We start from the raw sequence: 25,256 nt of genomic DNA on the forward strand, positions 1-25,256 counted from the left end.
TTCATTTATTTTCAGGAAATGTTTCGCTTTTTTACATTTAAATGCTATAATATTTAGAGTATTTACAAACTTCTTGTAATAACAAAAGGGGGAACAATCATGATTCAAACTAAGGATATTATCGAACTTACAGACACATACGGAGCAAATAACTATCACCCACTTCCAATCGTTATTTCTAAAGCAGAAGGTGTTTGGGTAGAAGATCCTGAAGGAAACCGCTATATGGACTTATTAAGTGCATATTCTGCAGTAAACCAAGGTCATCGTCACCCGAAAATTATTAACGCTTTAATTGACCAAGCTAATCGTGTTACGTTAACTTCTCGTGCTTTCCATAGCGATCAATTAGGTCCTTGGTACGAAAAAGTTGCGAAACTAACTAATAAAGAAATGGTACTTCCAATGAATACAGGTGCTGAAGCTGTTGAAACTGCAATTAAAACAGTTCGTCGCTGGGCTTATGATGTGAAGAAAGTGGAAGCGAACCGTGCTGAAATCATCGTTTGTGAAGATAACTTCCACGGACGTACAATGGGTTCAGTTTCTATGTCTTCAAATGAAGAGTACAAGCGTGGATTCGGTCCAATGCTTCCTGGCATCGTTGTAATTCCTTACGGTGATTTAGAAGCATTAAAAGCTGCAATTACACCAAACACAGCAGCATTTATTTTAGAGCCAATTCAAGGTGAAGCAGGAATTAATATCCCACCAGCTGGTTACTTAAAAGAAGCTTTTGAAGTATGTAAAAAAGAAAACGTTTTATTTGTAGCAGATGAAATCCAAACTGGCTTAGGCCGTACTGGTAAAGTATTTGCTTGTGACTGGGACAATGTAACTCCTGACATGTACATACTTGGTAAAGCACTTGGCGGCGGTGTGTTCCCAATCTCTTGCGTAGCAGCAAACCGCGACATTTTAGGTGTATTTGAGCCAGGTTCTCACGGTTCTACATTCGGTGGTAATCCACTTGCATGTGCTGTTTCTATCGCGGCTCTTGAAGTGTTAGAAGAAGAAAAATTAACAGAGCGTTCTCTTCAATTAGGTGAAAAATTAGTTGGGCAATTAAAAGAGATTGATAACCCAATGATCACTGAAGTTCGTGGTAAAGGTTTATTCATCGGTATCGAATTAAACGAGCCAGCTCGTCCTTACTGTGAACAACTAAAAGCAGCTGGTCTATTATGTAAAGAAACACACGAAAATGTAATTCGTATCGCACCACCTCTAGTAATCTCTGAAGAAGATTTAGAGTGGGCATTCCAAAAAATTAAAGCTGTATTATCGTAATGATAGAGAGGTTGTCCGACATGTTGGGACAACCTCTTTCTTTTTATATTCATTTATATTAAGATGAAATTGTAATTTTCTGTATTTTAAAATCGTAAAGGAGGTGCGACATGCTATTAAGATATGGTAAACATATTAACTATTTAGCTACAGCTTTTATTTTAGTTACATTCTTTGGTTTCCTACTTTCCACAACATGGCTTCATTACTCAACTCCTACTACACTCACACTACTGAAAGCATCATTTTGGACTGCTGTTATTCTTACTATCATTGGTTTTGGACGAGAAAAAAGCGCACTTACGGTTATACTATTTGGCATTTGTACACTTGCATTCATTGGTCTTTACACTTTTGCCGTTATCGATTACCTCTATAACCCAAGGCCATAAAAAAGAGCTATCTTTTAACAAGATAGCTCTTTTCTTTATTTCACTACATTTCGCAAAGTACCAATTCCTTCTACTGTAATGACCACTTCATCACCAGCATGTAAAAACTTCGGTGGTGTAAAACCTTTTCCGACACCAGCCGGCGTTCCTGTTGCGATAATATCGCCTGGTTCTAAAGTCATTCCTTTACTTATCGTTGAAATAATTTCTTCTATTGAAAAAATCATTTTATTTGTGTTAGAAGTTTGCCTTACTTCTCCATTTACTACCGTTTCAATGTGTAATGCATTCGGCGCATTAACCACCGATTTATGAATTAAATACGGTCCCATCGGACAAAATGTATCGAAGCTTTTCCCAAGGAAAAACTGTTTATGTTTTCTTTGAATGTCTCGAGCTGTTACATCATTGATAATCGTATAACCAAAAACATGCTCAAGCGCTTTTTCTTTTTTTATTTGCTTCCCTCGCTTACCAATAATGATAGCTAATTCTCCTTCATAATCTAGTTCGTCCGTTGCATGAGGGTGACCATTAATTTGCTCATTTATGCCAATAACTGTTGTTGGTGCTTTCGTAAAGATCATTATATTTTCTGGAATAGACTCTACTCCGCCCATTTCTACCGCATGCTCACGATAGTTTTTTCCAACGCACAAAATATTCTTTCTTGGCCTTGGAATCGGCGCTAATATTTTCACCTCTGTTAACGGATAATACGCCGCTTCCCCGTTCTCTTTTGCCCAATTTACAATTTCACATACTTTCTCAAAGCATTCAGTCCCTCTTTCAATACACTCTAACATTGTAATAGGGATTGTAACCTTTTCCCCTTTTTGTCTTTGCGCTTCTCTTAAGTGTAATACCTTTTCTTCTTCTTCATCTACAATACCTACAAATACCTTTTCTTCTTTCTTCGCCGTTACAAAACGCAATATTTCCACTCTCCATCCTAAAACTCATACCCTTTAATTGTATTCGCATCCGCAAGAAAAAAACCTTCTCATGCACGCTAATTTTTACAATATTCTTCTCATCCCCTATTCGTTACCCCTTTATCATTTGGCATAAAATGTAGAAATTTTACTTTTTTTAGCGAATGCATTTCTTTTTTATGAAGTTTTTGTATAATATGTACTACATATATACTAAAAATTTCATTTAGAGATGGAGCCGATTTCAATGTTTGAGCAAGCGATTGAAAAAAAACGTGAAAAAATGATTTATTTTGCTGAACGCTATGGAATGACTTCTCAAAAAACAGTGGATTGTAGCCAAGAACTGGACAGGCTCTTAAATGTAATTTGTCATGTACATACGGATTTACACCCTAATCAAACGTTCAAAACACACACGCAATAATGCGTGTGTTTCTTTTATTTCAAAAAAATACACATTTTATTGGAAACGCCCATACAATAGTAGAAAAGAAAATTTTAAAAACGAAGGGTGTTTTGTATGCCAGCTATGGTCGGACATATTCGTATCGTCAATATTGGATCAAGTGGTATTTTTCATATTGGAGATGTATTTGCGATTAGGCCTATTAGTTACTCACGTGCTTTCGCCGGGGCCGGCTCTTTCAACGTTGGAGATAATGTTTCTGTCTACAATTATCAAAGTGCAACGACTGTCAACGATTCAGATGTAATCGATCAAGCGATAATTGGCTCAACTTAAAGGAGGCAATTGCATTGAATTTTTATGTAAACCAAAGTATCATCATCAACAGTATTAAAATTGATAGCATTACAACCTCTTCTGTGTTCCAAATTGGTACTGCCGGAAGTATTAAAGCCCTATCTAAATTTTCAAATACGGGCGGATTTACGGAACCGCTTCGCCCATTACAGGCGAAAGGACAAATTATTTCTATCAAACCATCAACTAGTTCTTCTTAAGACATCCTTGTCATAAATATATAGCAGGAATATTTTTACCCTCCCTATTGAAAAGGAGGTTTCACAAATGAATCAAGATATATATACTTACTTACACCAACTTCAACAAGCTCTTCAAACACAACAAGCAGCCATCCTGAATTTAGAAGATCAAGTGCGCCAACTCCAAGAAGAGCTTAACGAATTAAAAAATCGCCCCTCCTCTTCTGTAGGAAAAGTGGAATACAAATTCGATCAATTAAAAGTTGAAAATTTAAATGGTACTTTAAATATTGGTTTAAACCCATTTTCAGCAAAAGGACAACAAATTGAAGATTTTCAAGTGGATACAGAAACATTGAAGGTAAACCCTGAAACCGAAACAAACCCAGACTTTTATCAAGGTATCCTCCAAGAAATGCATCGATACTTAGATGAAGAAGCATATAATCGTATTCTCCATTTTGAACAAGAAGAGAGAACACCGCTTGATGAAATGTATCGACAAATGATGGTGGATGACATAAAAAAACAGATGGAGCATCGACTCCCTTATTATTTATCACAAGCGCAATCATATGAAGGTATTTCAACAGATCCAGATTATTTACGAGATATCATTATTCAGGCAATGAAACAAGATATTGACAAAGCCTTTCTCTCCTTTATTCAGCACATACCGGGAAATTTTCGAAAGGAGTAAGTAGGTATGAACCTTAACGTTGTAAACCGTGAGTTAAAAGTCGGACAGATTAAAATGAACGGTGTATCGTCGTCCGCACTCTTTTTAATTGGAGATGCAAATCTCCTCATTCTATCTTCTATTCTCGATACACCATTTGAAACAGTTACAGAGGGTCCATTTGTACCATTAGTAACAGATGTCCCTCCTACTCCAGGTTAAGGAGACTGAAAAATTATGTTGCATCATGTGTCTATTGTCCAAAATGTTTCTATTGTTTCGTTAGGGATTGCTGCCGTATTTCAAGTTGGAGATGCCAATCAAATGGAATTAAAAAGTAGAGCTATTGCCGTCCACCGTGAAATTCCTTGTTATATACGGGGAGAAGGTAGCTTTGATGCTTTTGAAATCTTTACAGATGAACACATTACAATTCCAAAACGAACGACAGATGTAAAATTAAATATTGTAAATGAATGCCCTTTTATTGAAGTGAATAACGTTGAATTGCGGACACTTTTAAATTCTGGTTGCTTTCAAATTGGAAATGTTGATTATGGTTTTAATAACTCTCGTATTATACAAATCCGCCAATATATTACGGATGAACCTTCCGCACAATAATTCATATAGTAATTAAAAAGCTTAGTAAAGTAGGTGGATGGTATGCCTTCGGTTGTAGGAAATCTCGTCGTGCAAAACAGTAACGGCTCTTTCAACTTAGGAGATTTTTATAACGTATCTCCGAAAGAAAACACGAAAGCCTATAACGGATCTGGAGCTTCCAATGTTGGGTTTGTCGTGAATACGTTTAACGGTGTTAGTGCAACGAATACATTTGATTCTGATGTGGCAGATCAAGATCAGATTGGAACAGCGTAAAAAAAGTAGGAGATATTCTCCTACTTTTTTCTTTTATCTAATTCAAAATTATTAAAATGAAATTTTAATAAGCAAGAGCTTTACAGTCCACAAATAGTGGTATAAACAAGTAAGTAGTGAAGAGGCACTATTTCATTTTATTTAAATGATAACCCACTCTCCTCCAAAGCCTTCCTAAGCTTCGGCAAAGACGCAGGTCCCATACCATGCAGTTTTAAAATTTCTTTTTCACTATATTTTGAGAGTTCTTCTACAGTTTGAATTCCACGGTGCTCTAATGCCCTTCTTGCTGGCGCTGAAAGAAGAGAGAGAAAACCTTCTTTTGGTTTTCTCTCTTTCTCACAGACTGGGCAAGTTGGACAATCGCTACTTTTATAGTACTCGTGTCCCTGTTCACAAGTTCTTAACGTTTTTTCCGTTACCATTTTCAAGCCCCTCTATTCTTCAATATTTACAACGTGATTCCCATCAAAGAAGTATAAACATTTCTCTTTTACAGGATGTTGTAAGCTTTTCTCCAGTGCTTTTGCATATAACGAAAGCTGCACTTTATATCGATCTTCTAAAATTGGTTTCGCTTGTTCGAATCCGCCTGAGAATTTCCCTTCAATCGTATCTGTTTTGAAGTCGATTAACGTAATGCCATCTTCCTCTTCAATCATGCAGTCGATAACCCCTTGGACAAGAATCATTTCCCCGCTCTTCCCTTGCCAATCTTGATATGCTTCTTCTGCTGCAAGCATCATCGTAAATGGTACTTCACGCTCAACACTTTTCGCCGCTAATACCCTTTTACCTAAGTCACTGTCAAAGAATGAAATTACTTTTTCAATCGCTATTTCTTCCGCCTGCTCGAATGTTAATAATTCCTTATTTACCATTCCAGCAATTTGCTCTTGAAGAACTTCAACCGTAATCGGCTTCTTCAAATCAACATGCTGCATAACGGCATGGACTGCTGTTCCGCGCTCTGCGTACGTTAACCCTTTTTTCTCCATAAAGCGCGGGCGTGTTTTAATTGGTGCACGTAGTTTTTTAATAAAGGCGTTATCGCTACCTTCTTCAGATTGATAATTTCTCTTTATTTCTGTAACAGATTGCTTCGCACGATGAGATGTCGCATCCTCATATCCGTACTTCCACATTAATCTGTCGTACACTTCTTCTTTCCGTTCACTTTGCAGGGGAACAGCCTTTTTCTCACGAAGCGCTTCTAACAATTCTTGTTTCTCTTCTTGAACTGGCTCTGGTGCAAGTAGTGTGTTACCGTCCACAACTTCTACTTTCCAGCTAGTGTCATATCCGTAAATTTCATCCGGAATACTTCCTTGTCCTAATTCAAGAAGCATTTCACTATCACGGTGTCTATATAATGAAGGTGCAATCCAGTCTAAATAACAAGATGCTCCGGCACGTATGTGATCTGGTAATAACCATTCACTATGTTCCCTCGCATCAAGCCATTTTTCCATTTCCTTATTTGCATCCTTAACTGTTCCGATTAAAATTAACTTCTCTTTCGCACGCGTCAATGCTACGTATAGTACGCGCATTTCTTCCGCGATTAATTCCATTTTCATTTTACGCTTAATCGCAAGCTGTGATAATGTTGTATATTTAATTCGTTTACGCGGATCGATAAATTGCGAACCGAAACCGAAATCTTTATGCAATAAGAAACGCTTCATTAAGTCTTGTGTATTAAAACGACGACCGAGTCCAGCTACAAATACGACCGGGAACTCTAGCCCTTTACTTTTATGAATCGTCATAATGCGAACAACGTCTTCTTGTTCACCTAGGGCTCTCGCCGTACCCATATCATCACCGCGTTCTAAAATACGTTCAATAAAACGTAAGAAGCGGAATAACCCTCTAAATGATGTTGCTTCATATTGTCTTGCACGGTCATATAGTACGCGTAAGTTTGCTTGTCTTTGCTTTCCTGCTGGTAAACCGCCAACGAAGTCGTAATAACCTGTCTCACCGTACACTTTCCAAATTAAATCAGAAAGGGATTGTTGACGGGCAAATTCACGCCATCCTTGCAGTAAGTTATAAAACCACTCTAATTTATCATGAAGTTCTTGCTCCTCTTCAAGCGGTGCCCCTTTTAAGAATGAGCTCATTACTTCATAAAACGAGCCTTTCTTTCCATGAGCACGAAGCGTTGCAAGTTCTTCATCGCTCAATCCAACGATTGGAGAACGAAGTACAGCGGCAAGCGGAATATCTTGCATCGGATTATCAATAACGCGGAATACGTTCATCATAATATTTACTTCCGTCGCTTCAAAATAACCAGTCGCGAGGTCAGCGTATACTGGAATTCCTTGTAATTTTAACTCTTCCATAATTTGCGGGGCCCACGGCATGGAGCGAAGTAAAATAACGAAATCGCGATATTGCACCGGACGCATACTATCATTTTTACGGTCATACACTTCATAACCGGAATCAACCATCGCTTTAATGCGCTGCGCCATAAGGCGAGCTTCAAGCTGTGCTTTTTCGACTTCTGCACCTTCTTCACCGTCTATTACTTCTTCTTCCGTTTGCTGAATACATAATAATTCTGCTGCTACATCTTCACCTTCTGGATAGGTAGCACCTAGCTTTAGTTCAGCGTCAGCATCGTAGTCAATTTCCCCAACTTCTTCGCCCATAATTTGTTTAAAAATAAAGTTCGTACCTGCTAGTACTTCATGACGACTACGGAAGTTTTTCGCTAAGTCAATCTTCATTCCGCCGCCCAATCCTTCTTGTGTGAAGCGTTTATATTTTCCTAGGAATAGTCCTGGCTCGGCTAGTCGGAAACGATAAATCGACTGCTTTACGTCACCAACCATGAACAAGTTTCCTTCACTCTCAGAATCTTTCGTTACGAATTTAATAATGGATTCCTGTACAAAGTTCGTGTCTTGATATTCATCGACTAATACTTCAGCAAATTTATTACGATATTGGAGTGCCACTGCTGACGGATTCATTTCACCATTTTCACTTTGTTCACTTAAAATTTGTAAACAGAAATGCTCTAAATCTGTGAAATCGACCATTCCTTTATCTCGCTTCATCGCTTGGAAACGCTCTGTAAATACTTTTACAAGTTGAACAAGCTTTTCTAATACTGGGTGCATATCTTGAAAATCTCGTAAGAAACTTTCAGGTTTGCGGCTAAATAACTCTTCTTGTAATTTCTTCACTTCATCTTTCGCTTTATTACGAAGAGAGTCTACTTGTTTTACAACATCTTCATTGTAATCACTTTTCTTAATACGCTTTAACGTTTGCCACGATACGTTTTGCATCGCTTCATACACACTTGTCCACGACTCACGAGCAGCTGATGATAGCGTTCCAAGTAATGCTACATCTGCTTGCAGGGTTTCAATGCGAGGCGCTGGACCGTCAGGAAGCATTGCGAGTTCAGTTGCCTTACGAATATGCTGTTCCGCTGTTTCAAGCTGGAATTTCACATCTTCTAATAAATAAGAAGCATATACTAAATCTTCAATTGTCTTTCCTTCTACGTCATATGCTTCTACTAATTTATCAAGCCATTTTTCCGGATTTGGATGCGCTCTTGATTCTGTATGAAGCGCTAAAATCATACGTTGTAAGTCATCATCACTACGGTCACTCGTATAACGATCAACAAGTTCAAAGAAGATTGTATTATCTTCGATTCCGTACTCTTCTTCTAATATGTCATCTAGCACTTCTTCTTTTAACAATTCATTTTCTGTTTGATTCGCAATACGGAAACGAGGATCAACATCAAGCATGTAGTAATATCCTCTAATTACTTGTAAACAGAATGAGTGAATTGTTGAAATGGAAGCTTTATTTAATAGGCTCAGCTGCTTTCTTACGTGTTGAGAGCCTGGTTCATCAATTAATACCTTTTCTAACGCTTCCCCGATTCGGTTTTTCATCTCTTGCGCTGCTGCATTCGTAAATGTTACAACGAGCAGGCGGTCGACATCGACTGGATTCTCTTCATTAATAATCTTTTTAATAATACGTTCAACTAATACTGCTGTTTTACCTGATCCAGCTGCAGCAGCAACTAAAATATCACGTCCGTTAGCTACAACAGCTTTCCACTGGTCATCTGTCCATTGACTACCTTCTGGTTTTTTAGGCCAATTTTCTATCATTCTCCGCCAACCTCCTCTCTTATTTTCTCCATCGCTTCGCTATCTTTCATATCTTTTAACGATCGGAACTGATTATCTTCCAGTGACTCATCAAACTGACAAACAGATTTGAAGTTACAGAACGTACATGCCGCTTTATTCCCCATTTTATAAGGAGCAATATCGATAACGCCTTCTGTAATATCTTTTCCGATATTTTCAAACGTATGGTGTACATATTTTTGCAGTACGTTAAACTCTTGCTCACTTGCAATACTTGAACGCGCACTAAAGCTACCGTCTTTTTTCAGGCCAGCAGAAATAATATCTGAGCTTCCTGTTGAAAGTTTGTTATCCATTAAACGAACAACGTCAGCATCTCCTAATACGAGTCCTTTCATTTTAAATTTCTTTAAAATTTCTTTTTCAATTTCAGCTTCCGTTGCGTCACCTTTCATCTCAACGATTGGGTTATGAATATGGAAATACAATACACCAGCTGGTGATGCTGCGTGGCCTTTTTTCATCCACGTCTGTGCATTCGAAGTAACAACATCTAAATACGTTAACATTTGAAGTGCTAATCCGTAATACACTTCCGTTAAATCTAACGCTTTTGAACTTGATTTATAATCAATAATACGTAAGAACGTCCCGTTTTCATCTTCTGCCTTATCAACACGGTCAATACGGCCGACTACTTCCATCTTTACACCATTTGGTAATGAGAATTCCATCGGCGGAAGTGACCCTGTACCTCCCATACCGAACGGCACCTCTAAATCAACTGGTACGAATCCGCTTGACTTCGCATGTTCACGAAGAATGATTGACGTACGGAAAATGATTTGTTGTAGTTTTTGTTTTAAATAGAAATGACGGTTTGAACTTAATAAAATTTGTCGTTGTAATAACGGCGCAATTTCTTCTATTACTAAAACAGAAAGATGCTCACACTCTTTTATGGATAAATCCGCCCAAGTGCGGTTTTCACGCAATAACTTGTCCGCAATTTTCTTTAATGCCGCATGGAATAATTCGCCGATGTCTGGCGCATCAAGCTTGAAAATATCACGCTCTCTAAGCGATAAACCGTGCTGCGCAAAATGAGCGTATGCACAACGATTAAATAGTTCCATACGAGAGACGCTTCCTTTAATTATATCTCCGTATAAATCTCTACTTACTGCTGTACTTAGTTTCTTCGCACGATTTCGATAGAATAAACTTGATAAGACGCGGCTACTTTTTTGTTTCCATTCATCTGAAGTTACGTAGAAATTATATACGTCCCACCAAAAGTCTAAATTCCCTTCAAATCCGTATCGCTTCCACGTTTGTAGTTGCTGCATAACGTAAGATAACGTTACTTCTGGCGTTGCTACATATGAAATTTGTTCTGAACGTGATAAATCATTTACGTCATTCGTAATAAATGAATCTTTCACATTAGGGAACATTCTTTTTATTTTCTTAATAAAGCTAGACGCAAGTAACGTCTTTCCTTCTTCATCTGCAAGCGGGCATGAAATGTATAACTTCTCAGATGCTCTCGTTACCATTTGATACATAACGAACTGTTCTTCTAACAAAGTTTGTCTCGTCGTTGGCGCTAATTCAATCCCTGCCGCACCAAGAACTTCTCTTTCCTCATCAGAAAGCATACCTTCATCCATAGGTGCTGCTGGAATGACACCCTCATTTATACCTATAATAAACGTTGCTCTCACATCAGATAATCTGGAGTGATCAATATTAGCAATTAACACTTGGTCTAATGACGGCGGAATGTTAGCAAATTGAAGTGCCTCAAGACCAGTCGACATAACGTCAGTAAACATAGAAAGAGACATTTTTTCTTCCCCAAGCATCTCTACAAATGTATCAAGAAGGCTCATTACTTCTTCCCATACTTGTTCATGATCTGTCGCAAATAAGAAATCTCCACTTTCTTCTGCACGTATACGTAATTCTTCTAGTTTTTTCGGAACATCCAGTTCTTCTAAAAACAAGTAAACTGCTTCACACATTTGCATAACTGTTCCTGCACGCTTTAACCTTTTTTGCATGCGAATAACAGGTGTTCTTACAACGTCACGTAGCCTATTTATTTTCTCTTCCATTTCACGTTCACTGTCTGTAATCATCCCGTTCGTATCATCAAGAGAACGATAACGGCGATACATCCATGGATCTTCAGCAGTCCATCTCTTTCCTTGTACACCGTACGCTAAACAGTAATTTTCAAATTCATCCATTTCTTCACGCATCGCTTCTTTTCTTACGTCTAATGGATATAAAAGCTCTGTTTTCACGCAGCGGAACACCGCATCATAACGCCAATTCCCACTAATAATCTCGAGTGCAGAACGAATACATTCTACCAATGGGTGGTGTGACATCGGGCGCTTTTCATCGATGAAGTGCGGGATATTGTAATCTGTAAATAACGTTCGCATCACATCGTAATAACTTTCCCCATTACGAAGAAGCACTGCAATATCTCGGTAACGATATTTTTCATCCGCAACAAGTTTACGAATTTCACGAGCAACACCTTCTACCTCCGCTCGTAAATTCGCAGCTGTACTAATCGTTACACTCGCTTCACCGTTAAATTTTTCATTCGGACGCGCTTCATAATGAGCTTCTAAATGCGCTAATGCCGGAGAATGAAAACGCGGCTGTTCCATAAGTGGAATTGTTTTTTCAATTTCTATTTTCTCTTCACGCGCTACTTGTTTTATTTTTTCATACGTTAACGTCGTTTCATAAAATAAATCGAGTTCATTTACTGGCTGCGCTAACGTTTTTTCATCTATCGTTAACGTGATCGTAACTCTCGCTCCGCAAATCATAAGCTGTCTTACAATCTCTAACTCTTGCGGGGAGAATGAATGAAATCCGTCTATATAAATTTCCGCACCATTTACATATTCAGACTGCGGAAGCTTTTCCACTAGCAATTGCAGGTAGTCTTCTGAATCTAAATATTTTCCAATTAAAGCACGTTCAAAATCATCGTATAACAGCTGTAAATCATACACTTTATTCGCTAGTAACTTTTGTTCGGCACTGCTACTATGCGCATCTAATTGTTGCCACATTTCATATACGTTAGATGGCGTTACATTGTAACGTTTAAACTCTGCAATCATACTACCAAGATGTTCAAAGAAACCGTTTTGCTCCGCTGCTTTTTGGAACACCGATAATCCATCTTTACGAGACTCTACAATTTTACGGAGTAACATATGTACACCAGCTTCATCAATATGAAGACGACTCGCTCCGCCAACTTCTTGCAGTACCTTCCACGCTAATCGTGAAAAACTAAAAACTTGTGCCCGAATAGAACCTCTTACATCCTCACTTCCAATTAACGCCTGCTGCGTCTGGAATGTCATCTGTTCTGGCACAAGATATAATATTGTTTTCCCTCTCGGGCGTTGTTTTAACTCTTCTTGCACTTCGCGTAAACAAAGTGTACTTTTTCCACTTCCCGCTCTACCAATCACAAATCGAAGTGACATGTAACCCCACCTTTCACTTACATAACGAACGTTAGTTTGCTACTATAATTGTATTATAGGACACGAAAAAAGACAAACTGAGTTGTTTGCCTTTTTCTATACTTCTATCTATTATATCAACCTTTTGAAAAATTCGTTTGCACCTCTTGAATTGGCCAATATCGCAAATCAACTTTACCGACGACTGTATCAGCTTTTACAAAGCCAAAGTGTCTACTATCCCAGCTCCCGAGCCGGTTATCACCTACTACAAAAATAAACCCAGGTGGCACCAGTTTTTCTTTCGTTAACTCTTCTAATGTAAAGTCGCCTGTTAGTTGCCTTCCGTTTATCTCTTTCTTATACTTCTCTAAATACGGCTCATCAATAAATTGACCGTTTATATATAACTTATCCTGCTTATATTCAATATGATCTCCAGGTAAACCGATAATCCGCTTTACATAGTCCTCTTTTTTATTCGCATGAAATACCACAACGTCAAATCTGTTCAAGTCCCCAACTTGATAACTCACCTTATTTACAACTAGCATATTGCCATCTTGCAATGTCGGCATCATTGACTTCCCCTCTACAACATACGTTGAAAAGAAAAACGTTCGAAAAAATACAGCTAATAATACACCAATTAAAATTGTTCGTATCCACTCCATGCCTTCTTTTTTCAAAGTTTTCTTCATCTGCTTCTCCCCTTATCCTTTAATACTGAAGCTTTCCTTTACAAAGAAGACTATTCTTAATGTAGTTCTAACTTTACTTCGATTTTCTTACCGACATACCATAAAATAAAAATACCAATCGCTACAATAACTGATTTCACCGGATTATGAATAAATGACATTAAATCATGACCGATATACGTTAAAATAAAAATCATCACAAGTTTTCCGAATGCTAACGCTAGACCAAACTGTTTTACACTAATTCGGGATAAACCAGCGACAACATTTATGAGCGCTGACGGTGTAAACGGAAAACAAAATATAACAAAAATCGGTGCGAATCCTTTCCTTTCAATCCACCCCATTGCTTTTCGTACTCTCTCATGCTTATTTACAAACGAAAAGAAACGACTGCGACCAAAATGGCGGATGATGAAAAAGACAAGTAATGCACCCATTACTGATCCAAGCCATGAATAAAGAAAACCGAGCCAAAAGCCAAATGCAACAGCATTCGCCAGTACAAATACGATAAGCGGTAATGCTGGAATCAACGCCTCTATCATCGGTAAACCAATACCAAGAAGTGGTCCGAACGCTTTATAACTCTCAACAATATGATCCATATTTTCTGGTGAAAAATACTCTTTGATTGTCTGAAAATCCATTCTACACTTTACCCCTTTACTCTAAATACTATCCCTACTGTATCATTGCTTATATGAAAGAGGAAATGGTAGATACGACATATGGAGATGTATTTATTAAAGTTTCCATATCTTTCATAAGAATTCCTTCATTATTTAGCTATGATAATCTATCAATATTCGACAGGACGTGTCATTCGTTTTGTTATTTAGATTGTTTTTTTGATTTTTTCGGTAAATGAAATTACAATGGTGATTTTCTAAATATAACAATTACAACTCGGTTTTTCTAATATATCGCCTTACCTACAAAGACTGATAAAGTGAAACTTTAATCAGTGGGGATTTTGTTGATCCCCCGCTTAACTTCTTTGCTTTCGCTGAATTTTGAGGCGGAGGTCTTACTGCCCACAAATAACAGGATAAACAAAAAAGAATGGGGATTCCCCCATCCTTTCACACTTCGCCTTCCTTCACAAAATACACACTCTCATAAGCGGGTCTTAATGTTGATTCCTCTTTTTTATCAACCTCTTTAAAACAAGGATTCCCTTGTTTTTTCCTACGATCTTCATATTCAGTACGTAATTTCGCTGTACGATTTTGTTGATTTTCAAAACTAGTTTTTGATATCTCTAATTTCACAGCAAAGCCATTTATAAATCTAATAATAAGATTTCCATCTTTTAATTCTTTATTACTTTCAATATAAAAATGAGACAACCAAGCACACTCTTTTCTAGAGTAAGAATAGGTAGGGAAAAAATAAAGTTGATCTGCTGGACTAATCGCAATCGGTGCTTTATGTGTAATATGAGTTAACTCTTTCGTTCCTTCTTTTCTGCCTAAGAAACTAGAGCCATGCTTGCGGCAACTTCTTTCTATAATATCTAGAGGTTTTTGAAATACGAAAAAAGAATCATTCATTTCAACGACTCGCGTAACAATTTTCTTTTCACTTAGAATAACAGGAAGTAAGGCCATCGTATTTTTCGTTACAACATAATTTTCGACATAGCGTTCCACTTTACTTTCCATACTCCATTATCTCCTTTTTTCCATTTATATTAGCAGCTGCATATATAATTTTAGCATCTATGAAAAGGAAATAGCTTACAAGTTCCGCTTTTTTACATTTTTTTATCATTTATCAAACATTTGTTAAATAATAAAATCACTATATAGTGATTATTTAATTTTAAAGTTATAAAAACAGCATTTATACTACCTATAAATATTTATTATCCCTTCCTATTTTCACATCATGAAAACAATTAACTTTGCTATAATTAAAATGTAAATCCAATATATGGAGGGCCACTATGGAGGAAAAAGAGATCCAACCATCGATTCAAATGAAAAATAGTAGCGTCATTATCGTGAAAAACTCAGCTAGTATTATATTCGGTTTATTTTTCATTCTGCTATTCTTTGCTAAACCGTTTCGTAAATCAAAATGTCCAGAATGTAAAAAACGTGAGAAGAAAAAATCAGGACAAGAACAATAAAAGGCCTTCCTTTATGGAATGCCTTTTTACATTTGTAGCATCATTTTATTTATTCTTCTCCCTAAAAAACAACTATATTTTCTCCCAAGGTTCCCTACATCTTTTTTGATTTGTAATATGGTCCTTATATAAAACATGAGAAAGAGTATTGGTACTTGTTACCCGCTTTTAATTTTTATTAAACACTTCAAATTTGTACATCTTTATCCATCACTAACAATTCGTTAATTAGTTAACTTTGTAATATAAGTTTTGTATATAATGTCATTCAAAAACACAATATATATAAGTAGCTATTTATAATTACATTGCTTTTTATCGAATTCCAAAAAGGAGCTGTATACTATGGACAAAGAAAATCTCTTAAGCCAGCAGGTTAATAGCATTCCCTCAGATGCTCTGAATACCCCTAGTAAGGAACAAGAACAACTGTTAGAAACATCGTCTCAAAACGTACAAAATTCCAACAACAACACTAACAAAAAAGATGTTACTCAAGGTCTATCTGGAAAAGATTTCCCCATTTCAACAGAGAATACAAATTTATAGTTATTTACTATCATACGCAGTAAATGCTCTTGCTGAACTAATTCCTCTATAGAAACTAATACGCATTCCAGATAATTTTTCACCCGTTGTAACATAGAAAAAGAGATTTAGATATAAAAACAGGCTCTGAAAAAACTTTCCCCACAACAAAAAAAAGGATGGCATTAGCCATCCTTTTTTCCATCATCAACTATAAAATTATAGTTTGATTACGTTTTTAGCTTGAGGTCCACGGTTACCTTCTTCGATTTCGAAGCTAACTTTTTGGCCTTCTTCTAGAGATTTGAAACCTTCAGTTTCGATTGCAGAGAAGTGTACGAATACGTCGTTTTCGCCTGGAACTTCGATGAAACCGAAGCCTTTTTCGTTGTTAAACCATTTTACTTGTCCTGTTACTGCCATGATTATTTCCTCCTAAGAAAATACAAATTTAATTTTTTTAGTCTTCCTGTCTAAAAAAAGAATCCACACATTATCAAATACGAAACATAAACTAGTTCTCACATACTTTTTCTCGTTCGTTTTCAGCACTTGATAACATATGGATTGCTTAATTTAACTATTCAACTGACATCATCATAGCACATTAAAATAAAATGTACAATCTTTTTCGAAAATAGAATTTCTAATTTTTAGTATTTCTTATAAAATATAATTATCTCTATTCCAAATAAGGAGGAGTTTATGACCAATAAAATTCCTAGAAAAACATTAAAAAGAATTGAAGAGGATATTGAAAATAATAATCTTGGAAAAGCAAGAGATAGATTGCATGGCCTCATCTTTACATACCCAAATGAATTACATCTTCGAAAGCAACTCGGAGATATTTATTATAAATTACAATATCCGGAAATGGCTGGACGTTACTGGTATCTAGAGGAGCATAAAACAGACATTATGCATGAATCATGTTTATTATTTGAAAAATCAATGGGAAATAGTCCTCATCATATTGCACGTGCTTTAAAGTTTAAAGGCGATTCTAACCATATAAAAGGTTTGTATAAAGATCAATCTTTATCTTCAGTGCAGAAGAAAGTAGCAGAGGAGTTAATTTATGAGTATAAAGAAACATGGCAAGATAAGCTAGTTCCTTTTGGCTGTCTAGCATTGCTTGCTTTCCTTCTCTTTTCTGCCGTTATTGGTCTATTCACTATTTGGAATTGGATTTTTTAATTACAGGGGGAATTTTCACATGTCAAACTACGCTAAAGAAGAAAGACTAACAGGGGGAAACGTCTCAAGCGTATATCGTTCTGAAAATACTGTTCGGCGAGAGTTAAAGCCAGGCAGTGAAAAGATTCATGAGTTATTGCAACATTTAGAAAACAAAGGATTTCATTATGCTCCAAAGTTTTTAGGTGTAGATGAAAAGGATAGAGAGATTTTATCCTTTATTGAAGGAGAAGCTGGCAATTATCCTTTAAAAGAATATATGCGATCTAATGATGTATTAAAAGAAATAGCAAAGATGCTCCGCCTTTACCATGATGCTGTAAGTGATTTTCCGTTATTAGATGATTGGAAACCGATGGATCATACTCCAAATAACATTGAGGTTTTATGTCACAATGATTTTGCCATATATAACATTATTTTTAATAATGAGAAGCCAGTAGGGATTATTGATTTCGATGTTGCTGCTCCTGGTCCAAGACTATGGGATATCGCTTATACACTCTATACTTGTGTGCCTTTAAGTAGAGTGTATTATACAGAATCCGGTAAAGCCGTTCATTATGACTCATCGCAACATGCAGATCGCATTAAAGAGAGGATGAATTTGTTCGTTCAGTCCTATGATAAAAATATGGATGAAGATTACTTAAGAATGGTGTCGCTTCGATTAGAAGGGTTATGTACATATATGAAACGAAAAGCGCAAGAAGGCGACTTGAATTTCCAAAGAATGATTGATGAAGGACATTTAGAGCATTATGAAAAAGATATGAAGTTTATTCGTGATCATGGAGCTGAGTGGATTTGATCATATTGTCTTTTTTGTCGGTAAGTCGATATCCTTTGTCGAATCGTCGATATATTTGAAAAATCGTTGATATATTTTAAGTTATGATAGATATATCGAAAAAATCGTCGATATATTTTTATTTACTCTCGAATCGTGCGAAAAATAATAAGGGGCACCTTTCAAAAAGGTGCCCCTTCCTTTTATTTCGTAAACTGTGCTTCTTCCGTAGATCCTTTTAACGCTGTCGTTGATGAAGTTCCGCCTGTAATCACTTGTGCTACTTCATCAAAGTAACCTGTTCCTACTTCGCGTTGATGACGTGTTGCAGAGTAGCCATGTTTTTCAGCTGCGAATTCTGCTTGTTGTAGTTCAGAGTATGCTGCCATGCCGCGCTCTTTATAGCCACGTGCTAGTTCAAACATACCGTAATTTAATGAATGGAATCCAGCAAGTGTTACGAATTGGAACTTGTAACCGTAAGATGCGATTTCCTTTTGGAAGCTTGCAATTGTTTTTTCATCTAGTTTTTGTTTCCAGTTGAATGAAGGTGAGCAGTTATATGCAAGTAGCTTCCCTGGATGCTCCTTATGAATTGCGTCCGCAAATCGTTTTGCATCTTCTAAATTTGGTTCTGACGTTTCACACCAAACGAGGTCTGCGTACGGTGCATACGCTAAACCGCGCGCAATTGCTTGATCAAGACCTGCATTCGTACGGTAAAACCCTTCTGGTGTTCTTTCTCCTGTAATAAATGCTTTATCAACAGGATCGATATCGCTCGTAATTAAATCAGCTGCATCCGCATCTGTTCTTGCAACGATAATTGTCGGCACTCCCATTACATCTGCTGCAAGGCGTGCAGAAATTAAATTGCGTACTGCTGTTTGCGTTGGTAGTAGTACTTTTCCACCTAAATGGCCACATTTTTTCTCTGAAGATAATTGATCTTCAAAATGCACACCTGATGCACCTGCTTCAATCATACCTTTCATCAGTTCGAATACATTTAATTGCCCACCAAATCCAGCTTCTGCATCTGCTACAATCGGTACGAAATAGTCTGTATCATCGCTTCCTTCCATATGCTGAATTTGATCCGCACGTTGAAGCGTTTGATTAATTCGTTTTACTACAGCAGGTACGCTGTTCGCTGGATATAAACTTTGGTCTGGATACATATGTCCAGAAAGGTTTGCATCAGCTGCTACTTGCCAACCACTTAAGTAAATCGCTTTTAACCCAGCTTTTACTTGTTGCATCGCTTGGTTTCCTGTTAATGCGCCAAGTGCGTTAATATAGTCTTCTGTATGAAGCGATGTCCAAAGCTTCTCAGCACCGCGACGCGCTAACGTGTGTTCAATATCAATTGACCCGCGCAGGCGAATTACATCTTCTGCCGAATATGGACGTGTGATCCCTTTCCAACGCTCATCTAATTCCCAGCTTTCTTGTAACTTCTCGATTCTTTCGTTTTTCATTTGTTCCATCCCCTTTTCATTTTTTATAAAATTTCATAACCCGGTAATGTTAAAAATGGTACGAATTCATCATTCCGAACGAGATTTGTAAACAACGTTGTCGCCTCTTGGAATCTTCCTTTCTTAAAGGCTTCCTTACCAATCTCTCTTTCTATTTTTGCTAATTCTTCTTCTTTTAGCTCTTCCATTAATTCAAACGTAATATTACGACCATCATTTAGTTTTCCACCTTCATGACGAATCCATTGCCATACTTGTGCTCTTGAAATTTCAGCTGTTGCCGCATCTTCCATTAAGTTATAAATGGGTGCTGCTCCCCGTCCGCTTAACCAAGATGCAATATATTGAATACCTACGCTAATATTCATGCGAAGGCCCTCTTCTGTAATCGTTCCCACCGGTACCTCTAGTAAATCGTTTTCTGTTACACATATTTCTTCACGTTTTCTAAAAATTTGATTTGGTGTTTTCATAATGTGATTAAACACTTCCATTGCAACCGGTACAAGTCCAGGGTGGGCAACCCAAGTCCCGTCATGACCGTCTAAAGCTTCGCGTTCCTTATCAGCACGCACTTTTTCAAAAGCTGCTTCATTTGCTTCTGGATTATTTTTAATCGGAATTTGTGCCGCCATTCCTCCAATTGCTGGTGCATTACGGCGGTGACATGTTTGAATTACTTTCAAAGAATACGAACGCATAAATGGCGCCGTCATCGTGACTTGTGCTCTATCTGGTAGTAAGAATTTATTATGATTACGGAAACTCTTTAAAAAGCTAAAAATATAATCCCATCTTCCGCAATTTAAGCCAGCAGAATGATCTTTTAGCTCATATAAAATTTCATCCATTTCAAACGAAGCGTGAATCGTTTCTAGTAACACAGTTGCTTTAATCGTTCCGTTTGGAATGCCGATATATTTTTGAGCAAATACGAATACATCATTCCATAATCTCGCTTCTAAATAACTTTCCATTTTCGGTAAGTAAAAATATGGGCCGCTCCCTTTTGCTAAAAGAGCTTTCGCATTATGGAAAAAATACAAGCCGAAATCTACTAAACTACCCGACATATTTTTCCCATCAACTTGCATATGCTTTTCCTCTAAATGCCATCCTCTTGGACGTACAATGAGTACAGCTGTTTTCTCATTTAATCTATATTCTTTCCCTTTATCATTTTCATGTGAAATCGTTCCCTTTACTGCATCTCGTAAATTGATTTGCCCTTCAACTGCGTTTTCCCAAGTTGGTGCATTCGAATCTTCAAAATCCGCCATAAAAAGATGCGCGCCTGAATTTAAAGCGTTAATGACCATCTTTCTATCTACCGGTCCAGTAATCTCTACGCGGCGATCCTCTAAGTCTTTTGGCAGCTTGGCAATTGTCCAATCCGCTTCACGTATGTGTTTTGTTTCTTCTAGAAACTTCGGAAACTCCCCTGCATCAATTCTCTTTTGTTTTTCTACACGTTTTTGTAAAAGTTCTATGCGGCGCTCATTAAAATTCTCATGTAGTTCCTTCAAAAAACTAAGCACCTCAGGTGTCAATATTTCGTTGTACGCTGGTAACATTTCTCCAACGAGTGTAACCCGTGAAGTTTGCGTCGACATATTAGCATCCCCTTCTTAAACTGTTTTATAACAGATTTGATTTCATGTTTTATATTATATAACAAATCTTCAGAAAAGGAAGTTTTTTTTGAAAATTCATTTCATTTTTTTCAAAACGCCATTCTTTCGCGCTTTATTTCATACAAAAAAGGCCGCTGTTATACAACAACGACCTTTTTGTATTATTTTTAAATTTCACTTTGACTAGTTAAACTTTATTACTGCCCTTGTTCCATATCATGCAATATTGCTCTATGTAAAAACTGTGCGTATTGTTCTCTCGTTACCTTCATAGACGGACCGAATTTACCTTCTCCGATTCCCATTGTAATACCATTTGTTTGTACTGCACTAATTGCATTCGTTGCCCATGAATTTGTTGAAACATCATTAAAGTTATGAGATCCCTTTGCCTGTAAGTCAAAAGCATTCGTAAGAACTTGTGCCATTTCCGCACGCGTTAACGTCGCCTTCGGTCTAAAGTTTCCATTCTCGTCTCCCTGGAAAATTCCCATTTCCGTTAACGCCAATATCTCCTCAATAAAGCTTGTTGAATTTTCATCAATATCTCCATATGGGTTTTCATATTCATCTTGTTCTTCCATATCAAACACACGGTAAATTAAAGCTGCAACTTGCTCACGTGTTACATTATCCCCAAAACCGAATATTCCATCGCCATATCCCAAAATAATTTCTTGTTCCGCTAATTCATGAATTGCCTCATATGCCCAATGTCCTTTTGGTACATCTTTAAATACAATTGTATTTGTTTTTTGCAACGGTGCACTTTCCGCTTTTACACTGTTACTCTCTGCTGAGAATAACACCCCACCCATAATTGTTAATGCTGTAGCTGTTTTTAATAATTTTTTGCTCATCAAATTATCTCCCCAATATGTATATGTTTTTTTAAAAATATACAGAATAAATGGTATAGTGACAATATATTTTTCGACACATTTCGTGACGGTTTTGTGAATCATATTAAACATCATGTCTTTTTCATCGGGTTGATTATAAAGCTTGTGTATAACCATAAAAATACATAAATACGAATAATAATTCTTTTTTAAACAAACAAAAAAGCACAAATATTTCTATTTGTGCTTTCATATTTCACTCTACTTCCAATCCTCTTTCAAATGATAATTAATAATCGCATTATTAATAAACTGAGCATATTGTTCTCTAGGTACAGGGCGATTTAATTCATACATGTCATTCCCAGTTCCTCTCACAACATTATTAGATTGTAACGCACTAATTGCATCTTCTGCCCAGTGGCCTTTTGGAATATCTTTAAATGTATGTTTTTGTTTCGTTTCAAAATGAAATGCTCGTTTTAAAATGACAGCCATTTCCGCTCTAGAGATTGGTGCTTTCGGCCTAAAATTCCCTTGGCCATCCCCTGAAAAAACACCACGTTTTGTTAACGCCAAAATTTCCTTTTTAAAAGTTGTTGTACTATCAGAAACATCTTTATATGGATTCGCTACTGGCCCTTCTTCTTTTATCTCAAGTGTTCTGTAAATAGTCCCAGCTACTTGTTCACGTGTTATAAGATCGCCAACACCATACTTCCCGTTTCCATACCCTAATATAATTTTATGATATGCTAAGTCCATAATAGCATCATATGCCCAAAATCCGTATGGAACATCTTCAAACACAATCATTTGTGGATACTCTTCCGCTTTTACAGGCGTCACATTCGTCCCTGCAAATATACCTCCTGCCATTGTCGCAATCATCATTACACCCAATATTTTTTTCTTCATTGTCCTCTCTCCCTATTTCATTCAAATAAAATGAACTTCATTGTTTCAGGAGTATTATTTTTTGGTGAATGTAAGATAAAATGTAAATCTTCTAGAAGAAATATTTCCACTACCTTTCTGCTTTATACTCCCTTCTTTCTTTTTCAAAAAGGAAGTTGTCACATCTAAGGTGTTATATACTAAAACATTCTACAATCTCTTTATAAACTCCTTTTCACTTTACAACTTCCCTTTATTGGCACCTAAAGGAGATACCTAGTGGAGGCTACTATATTCATGGTTTATATTTCAGAGGTAGCATTCCCCTTCACTGATAACTCGTTTTCGCTGAATTTTGAGGTGGGGGGTCTTACTGTCCAGCAAATAGCGGGATAAAAAAATCATCCTTTTTTCTTAAAAGAGGATGATTTTTTATATTTATTAACACTCAAATATGCTACTACTTTTGAAGAGTAAATTGGGCAACTATTTGTTTTAGTTTTCCTGCTGCGTTATGCATATGTTCAATTGAAACCGAAATCTCTTGAACAGATTTTTCCTGCTGTTGAATAGACTCTTTTACCCTATCAGTTCGGTCAGATGATCTTTGGGAAATTTGAGCCATGTCTTCTGCAGAAGCCGAGATTTCCTCACTACTCGCTGCAATTTCATCTGTAGACATAGATACCGTTTGAATTTGCTCAGATACTTGCTGTACTTTTTCTGTAATTGTTCCAAATACTTTTTCTGTATGCATTACTACTTGTGTACCTGCCTGTACCTCATTATCTACTTTCCCCATCATATGTACTGTATGGTTCGTTGTTCCCATAACTTGAGTAATAAGATTCTCAATTTGTTTTGCAGAATCACTAGATTGTTCTGCTAATTTCCGCACTTCATCTGCCACAATTGCAAATCCTCTACCACTTTCACCAGCACGTGCAGCCTCAATTGCGGCGTTTAATGCTAATAAGTTAATCTGGGAGGTAATACCTTGCATTACATCAATGATTTTAACAATTTCTTCTGATTGTTCTTTCATAGTCTCTACTTGTTTCACACCGCTATGTACCGAATTTTGGATTGTATCCATCTGTTGAATCATTTGTTTCATTAATTTGTTACCACTCTCTGCATCTAATGCTGATTGAGCAGATAATTCATTTACAGAGGATGATGTATTGACTATACTCTGCATTCCTTGTGTCAACTCTTCCATCGCACCCGCAGTTTGTTCCATTGCTTGCATTTGACTCTCTGCGCCATTTGCGACTTCTTCAATATCCATAGTGATTTTTTTGGCTGCACTACTAGATACTTCTGACGCAGATGCTACTCCGTCTGCATATTGGAATAAAAGCTGAATATTATTCTCTACTTCTTGCATATTTGTTCTTAGCCCTGCAATCATCTCATTAAAATTACTTACTAATACACCTAATTCATCCTTAGCAGTATAATCACCATGTACAGTTAAATCTCCTTCTTTCGCTCTTTCCATCATACGACTAACCGTTTGTAAAGGAGCAACTATAAGCTTGCTAATAATATAACTTACTATACATATAACGATTGTAGTAACTACTACAAGAATGATAAAGGTAATAACGGAACGATCAATCATTTTTTGCGAATCTTTAAATACTTGGTCAGCTAAATTTGAAACATACGATTCTAGATCCACTGCATAACCAGCTAACTCTATTCCCTTCGGTTTTAATTCCTTCTGAAATTCATTTACCATTTGCGGCTCGTTTGTTGCCTTTGCCTTTTCAAATAATTTCTTATATGTATCTTTATAACTTGGTAAAGATTTCTTCATCTTCTGAAACAGTTCATCCTCTTGCTTACTTAAATTAAAACCATCATCATATTCTTTTAATAAAGAATCATATTTTTTAAGATCCTTTTCAATATTATCAATTATTCCCTCTTTATTTGCCACTTCATTTTGTGATACCGTAATTAATTCTAATAAATTATATTCTAGTGAATTTTGTGTGCGAAGCATTCCTTCTAATAAAATTGCAGAATATTGATAATCATCTACTACAACCTCTGTATCATGCTTAATCTTATTAATAGAATGAATTGCTACACTGCTTATAATTACCATACCTAAAACTGCTAATGAAATAAGCGCTAATAATTTATATTTCACTTTTAAATTTTGTAAAAAATACATTTTTCCACCTTTATTCCTTTATATATAGATTTTTAGAATTTTATAGCTTATTATTTACAAAATCACAATAAAAAGCAA

At 36.6% G+C, this 25,256-nt stretch carries 26 protein-coding genes and 1 pseudogene; 13 read left to right on the forward strand and 14 right to left on the reverse strand.

Annotated elements, in window-relative coordinates:
* Positions 1–99 precede the first annotated feature (99 nt).
* Together rocD and ACTFO4_RS21250 are read left to right on the forward strand one after the other, a co-directional pair.
* Entirely contained in the window at positions 100–1,290 is a 1,191-nt protein-coding gene (gene rocD / locus ACTFO4_RS21245; protein ID WP_000616658.1) for an ornithine aminotransferase, read from the forward strand.
* 110 nt (positions 1,291–1,400) lie between these two features.
* A complete protein-coding gene (locus ACTFO4_RS21250) occupies positions 1,401–1,682 on the forward strand; it encodes a hypothetical protein (protein ID WP_000926857.1) in 282 nt (93 codons plus the stop codon).
* A gap of 35 nt (positions 1,683–1,717) precedes the next feature.
* Here ACTFO4_RS21250 and ACTFO4_RS21255 read toward each other — a convergent pair whose 3' ends face one another.
* On the reverse strand, positions 1,718–2,617 hold the full coding sequence (locus tag ACTFO4_RS21255; protein WP_001213071.1) for a fumarylacetoacetate hydrolase family protein: 900 nt from the start codon (positions 2,615–2,617) through the stop codon (positions 1,718–1,720).
* Between the two features lie 247 nt (positions 2,618–2,864).
* On the opposite strand from ACTFO4_RS21255, the gene ACTFO4_RS21260 reads away from it, so the two are divergent.
* The 7 genes from ACTFO4_RS21260 to gerPF all read left to right on the forward strand — a co-directional run bounded on the left by ACTFO4_RS21260 (position 2,865) and on the right by gerPF (position 5,126).
* Entirely contained in the window at positions 2,865–3,044 is a 180-nt protein-coding gene (locus ACTFO4_RS21260) for an aspartyl-phosphate phosphatase Spo0E family protein (RefSeq protein ID WP_000462841.1), read from the forward strand.
* Between the two features lie 96 nt (positions 3,045–3,140).
* Complete coding sequence (gene gerPA, locus ACTFO4_RS21265) at positions 3,141–3,362, forward strand: spore germination protein GerPA (protein WP_001111187.1); 222 nt, start codon at positions 3,141–3,143, stop codon at positions 3,360–3,362.
* A 14-nt stretch (positions 3,363–3,376) separates the two neighbouring features.
* On the forward strand, positions 3,377–3,583 hold the full coding sequence (gene gerPB / locus ACTFO4_RS21270; protein ID WP_001012508.1) for a spore germination protein GerPB: 207 nt from the start codon (positions 3,377–3,379) through the stop codon (positions 3,581–3,583).
* Positions 3,584–3,650: 67 nt separating this feature from the next.
* Complete coding sequence (gerPC, locus tag ACTFO4_RS21275; protein WP_001070760.1) at positions 3,651–4,265, forward strand: spore germination protein GerPC; 615 nt, start codon at positions 3,651–3,653, stop codon at positions 4,263–4,265.
* Positions 4,266–4,271: 6 nt separating this feature from the next.
* Positions 4,272–4,466 carry a spore germination protein GerPD gene (gene gerPD / locus ACTFO4_RS21280; protein ID WP_001052807.1) on the forward strand — a complete coding sequence of 65 codons (195 nt, stop codon included), beginning with the start codon at positions 4,272–4,274 and terminating at the stop codon, positions 4,464–4,466.
* 15 nt (positions 4,467–4,481) lie between these two features.
* A complete protein-coding gene (locus tag ACTFO4_RS21285; RefSeq protein ID WP_000902331.1) occupies positions 4,482–4,868 on the forward strand; it encodes a spore germination protein GerPE in 387 nt (128 codons plus the stop codon).
* Between the two features lie 42 nt (positions 4,869–4,910).
* Complete coding sequence (gene gerPF / locus ACTFO4_RS21290; RefSeq protein WP_001141566.1) at positions 4,911–5,126, forward strand: spore germination protein GerPF; 216 nt, start codon at positions 4,911–4,913, stop codon at positions 5,124–5,126.
* 137 nt (positions 5,127–5,263) lie between these two features.
* Here gerPF and ACTFO4_RS21295 read toward each other — a convergent pair whose 3' ends face one another.
* From ACTFO4_RS21295 to ACTFO4_RS21320, 6 genes are all read right to left on the reverse strand, one after another.
* A complete protein-coding gene (locus ACTFO4_RS21295; RefSeq protein ID WP_000255728.1) occupies positions 5,264–5,551 on the reverse strand; it encodes an RNA polymerase alpha subunit C-terminal domain-containing protein in 288 nt (95 codons plus the stop codon).
* Positions 5,552–5,563: 12 nt separating this feature from the next.
* A complete protein-coding gene (addA, locus tag ACTFO4_RS21300; RefSeq protein WP_440014485.1) occupies positions 5,564–9,289 on the reverse strand; it encodes a helicase-exonuclease AddAB subunit AddA in 3,726 nt (1,241 codons plus the stop codon).
* Positions 9,286–12,801 (reverse strand): helicase-exonuclease AddAB subunit AddB, encoded by a 3,516-nt coding sequence (gene addB / locus ACTFO4_RS21305; protein WP_326234786.1) that lies wholly within the window; start codon positions 12,799–12,801, stop codon positions 9,286–9,288. Before addB ends, addA begins: the two co-directional genes overlap by 4 nt.
* 116 nt (positions 12,802–12,917) lie before the next feature.
* On the reverse strand, positions 12,918–13,481 hold the full coding sequence (gene lepB / locus ACTFO4_RS21310) for a signal peptidase I (protein WP_000751919.1): 564 nt from the start codon (positions 13,479–13,481) through the stop codon (positions 12,918–12,920).
* Between the two features lie 56 nt (positions 13,482–13,537).
* Positions 13,538–14,131, reverse strand: a complete 594-nt coding sequence (locus ACTFO4_RS21315) for a TVP38/TMEM64 family protein (protein ID WP_000347517.1) — start codon at positions 14,129–14,131, stop codon at positions 13,538–13,540.
* 435 nt (positions 14,132–14,566) lie between these two features.
* Positions 14,567–15,148, reverse strand: coding sequence for a competence protein ComK (locus ACTFO4_RS21320; RefSeq protein ID WP_000444443.1), 582 nt, complete (start codon positions 15,146–15,148; stop codon positions 14,567–14,569).
* Positions 15,149–15,432: 284 nt separating this feature from the next.
* Between ACTFO4_RS21320 and ACTFO4_RS21325 the strand changes: the two genes are divergently transcribed.
* Positions 15,433–15,618, forward strand: a complete 186-nt coding sequence (locus tag ACTFO4_RS21325; RefSeq protein WP_000391373.1) for a hypothetical protein — start codon at positions 15,433–15,435, stop codon at positions 15,616–15,618.
* A gap of 345 nt (positions 15,619–15,963) precedes the next feature.
* The gene (locus ACTFO4_RS21330) at positions 15,964–16,167 is read left to right on the forward strand and encodes a hypothetical protein (protein ID WP_000356916.1); all 204 of its coding nucleotides are present in this window, start codon (positions 15,964–15,966) and stop codon (positions 16,165–16,167) included.
* Positions 16,168–16,365: 198 nt separating this feature from the next.
* On the opposite strand, the gene cspA is transcribed toward ACTFO4_RS21330, so the two are convergent.
* Entirely contained in the window at positions 16,366–16,569 is a 204-nt protein-coding gene (gene cspA, locus ACTFO4_RS21335) for an RNA chaperone/antiterminator CspA (RefSeq protein ID WP_000301522.1), read from the reverse strand.
* 282 nt (positions 16,570–16,851) lie between these two features.
* Between cspA and ACTFO4_RS21340 the strand changes: the two genes are divergently transcribed.
* Together ACTFO4_RS21340 and ACTFO4_RS21345 are read left to right on the forward strand one after the other, a co-directional pair.
* On the forward strand, positions 16,852–17,346 hold the full coding sequence (locus ACTFO4_RS21340) for a DUF6584 family protein (protein ID WP_000182393.1): 495 nt from the start codon (positions 16,852–16,854) through the stop codon (positions 17,344–17,346).
* A 19-nt stretch (positions 17,347–17,365) separates the two neighbouring features.
* Positions 17,366–18,157 carry a phosphotransferase gene (locus ACTFO4_RS21345; protein WP_016124271.1) on the forward strand — a complete coding sequence of 264 codons (792 nt, stop codon included), beginning with the start codon at positions 17,366–17,368 and terminating at the stop codon, positions 18,155–18,157.
* A 182-nt stretch (positions 18,158–18,339) separates the two neighbouring features.
* Here ACTFO4_RS21345 and aceA read toward each other — a convergent pair whose 3' ends face one another.
* The 6 genes and pseudogenes from aceA to ACTFO4_RS21375 all read right to left on the reverse strand — a co-directional run.
* Positions 18,340–19,617, reverse strand: coding sequence for an isocitrate lyase (gene aceA, locus ACTFO4_RS21350; protein ID WP_000787346.1), 1,278 nt, complete (start codon positions 19,615–19,617; stop codon positions 18,340–18,342).
* A gap of 23 nt (positions 19,618–19,640) precedes the next feature.
* Complete coding sequence (gene aceB / locus ACTFO4_RS21355; protein WP_326234785.1) at positions 19,641–21,230, reverse strand: malate synthase A; 1,590 nt, start codon at positions 21,228–21,230, stop codon at positions 19,641–19,643.
* 218 nt (positions 21,231–21,448) lie between these two features.
* Positions 21,449–22,216, reverse strand: a complete 768-nt coding sequence (locus tag ACTFO4_RS21360) for an S-layer homology domain-containing protein (protein WP_130055524.1) — start codon at positions 22,214–22,216, stop codon at positions 21,449–21,451.
* A 138-nt stretch (positions 22,217–22,354) separates the two neighbouring features.
* On the reverse strand, positions 22,355–23,011 hold the full coding sequence (locus ACTFO4_RS21365; protein WP_000727102.1) for an S-layer homology domain-containing protein: 657 nt from the start codon (positions 23,009–23,011) through the stop codon (positions 22,355–22,357).
* A gap of 439 nt (positions 23,012–23,450) precedes the next feature.
* A complete protein-coding gene (locus ACTFO4_RS21370) occupies positions 23,451–24,404 on the reverse strand; it encodes a methyl-accepting chemotaxis protein (protein ID WP_404978304.1) in 954 nt (317 codons plus the stop codon).
* Positions 24,399–25,178 (reverse strand): annotated as a pseudogene (locus ACTFO4_RS21375) (MCP four helix bundle domain-containing protein); the annotation flags it as partial. The gene ACTFO4_RS21370 and the pseudogene ACTFO4_RS21375, both read right to left, overlap by 6 nt.
* Positions 25,179–25,256 lie beyond the last annotated feature (78 nt).

This window comes from Bacillus cereus group sp. MYBKT14-1 (genome assembly GCF_051915185.1).
GTDB classification, from domain to species: Bacteria; Bacillota; Bacilli; order Bacillales; family Bacillaceae_G; genus Bacillus_A; species Bacillus_A cereus.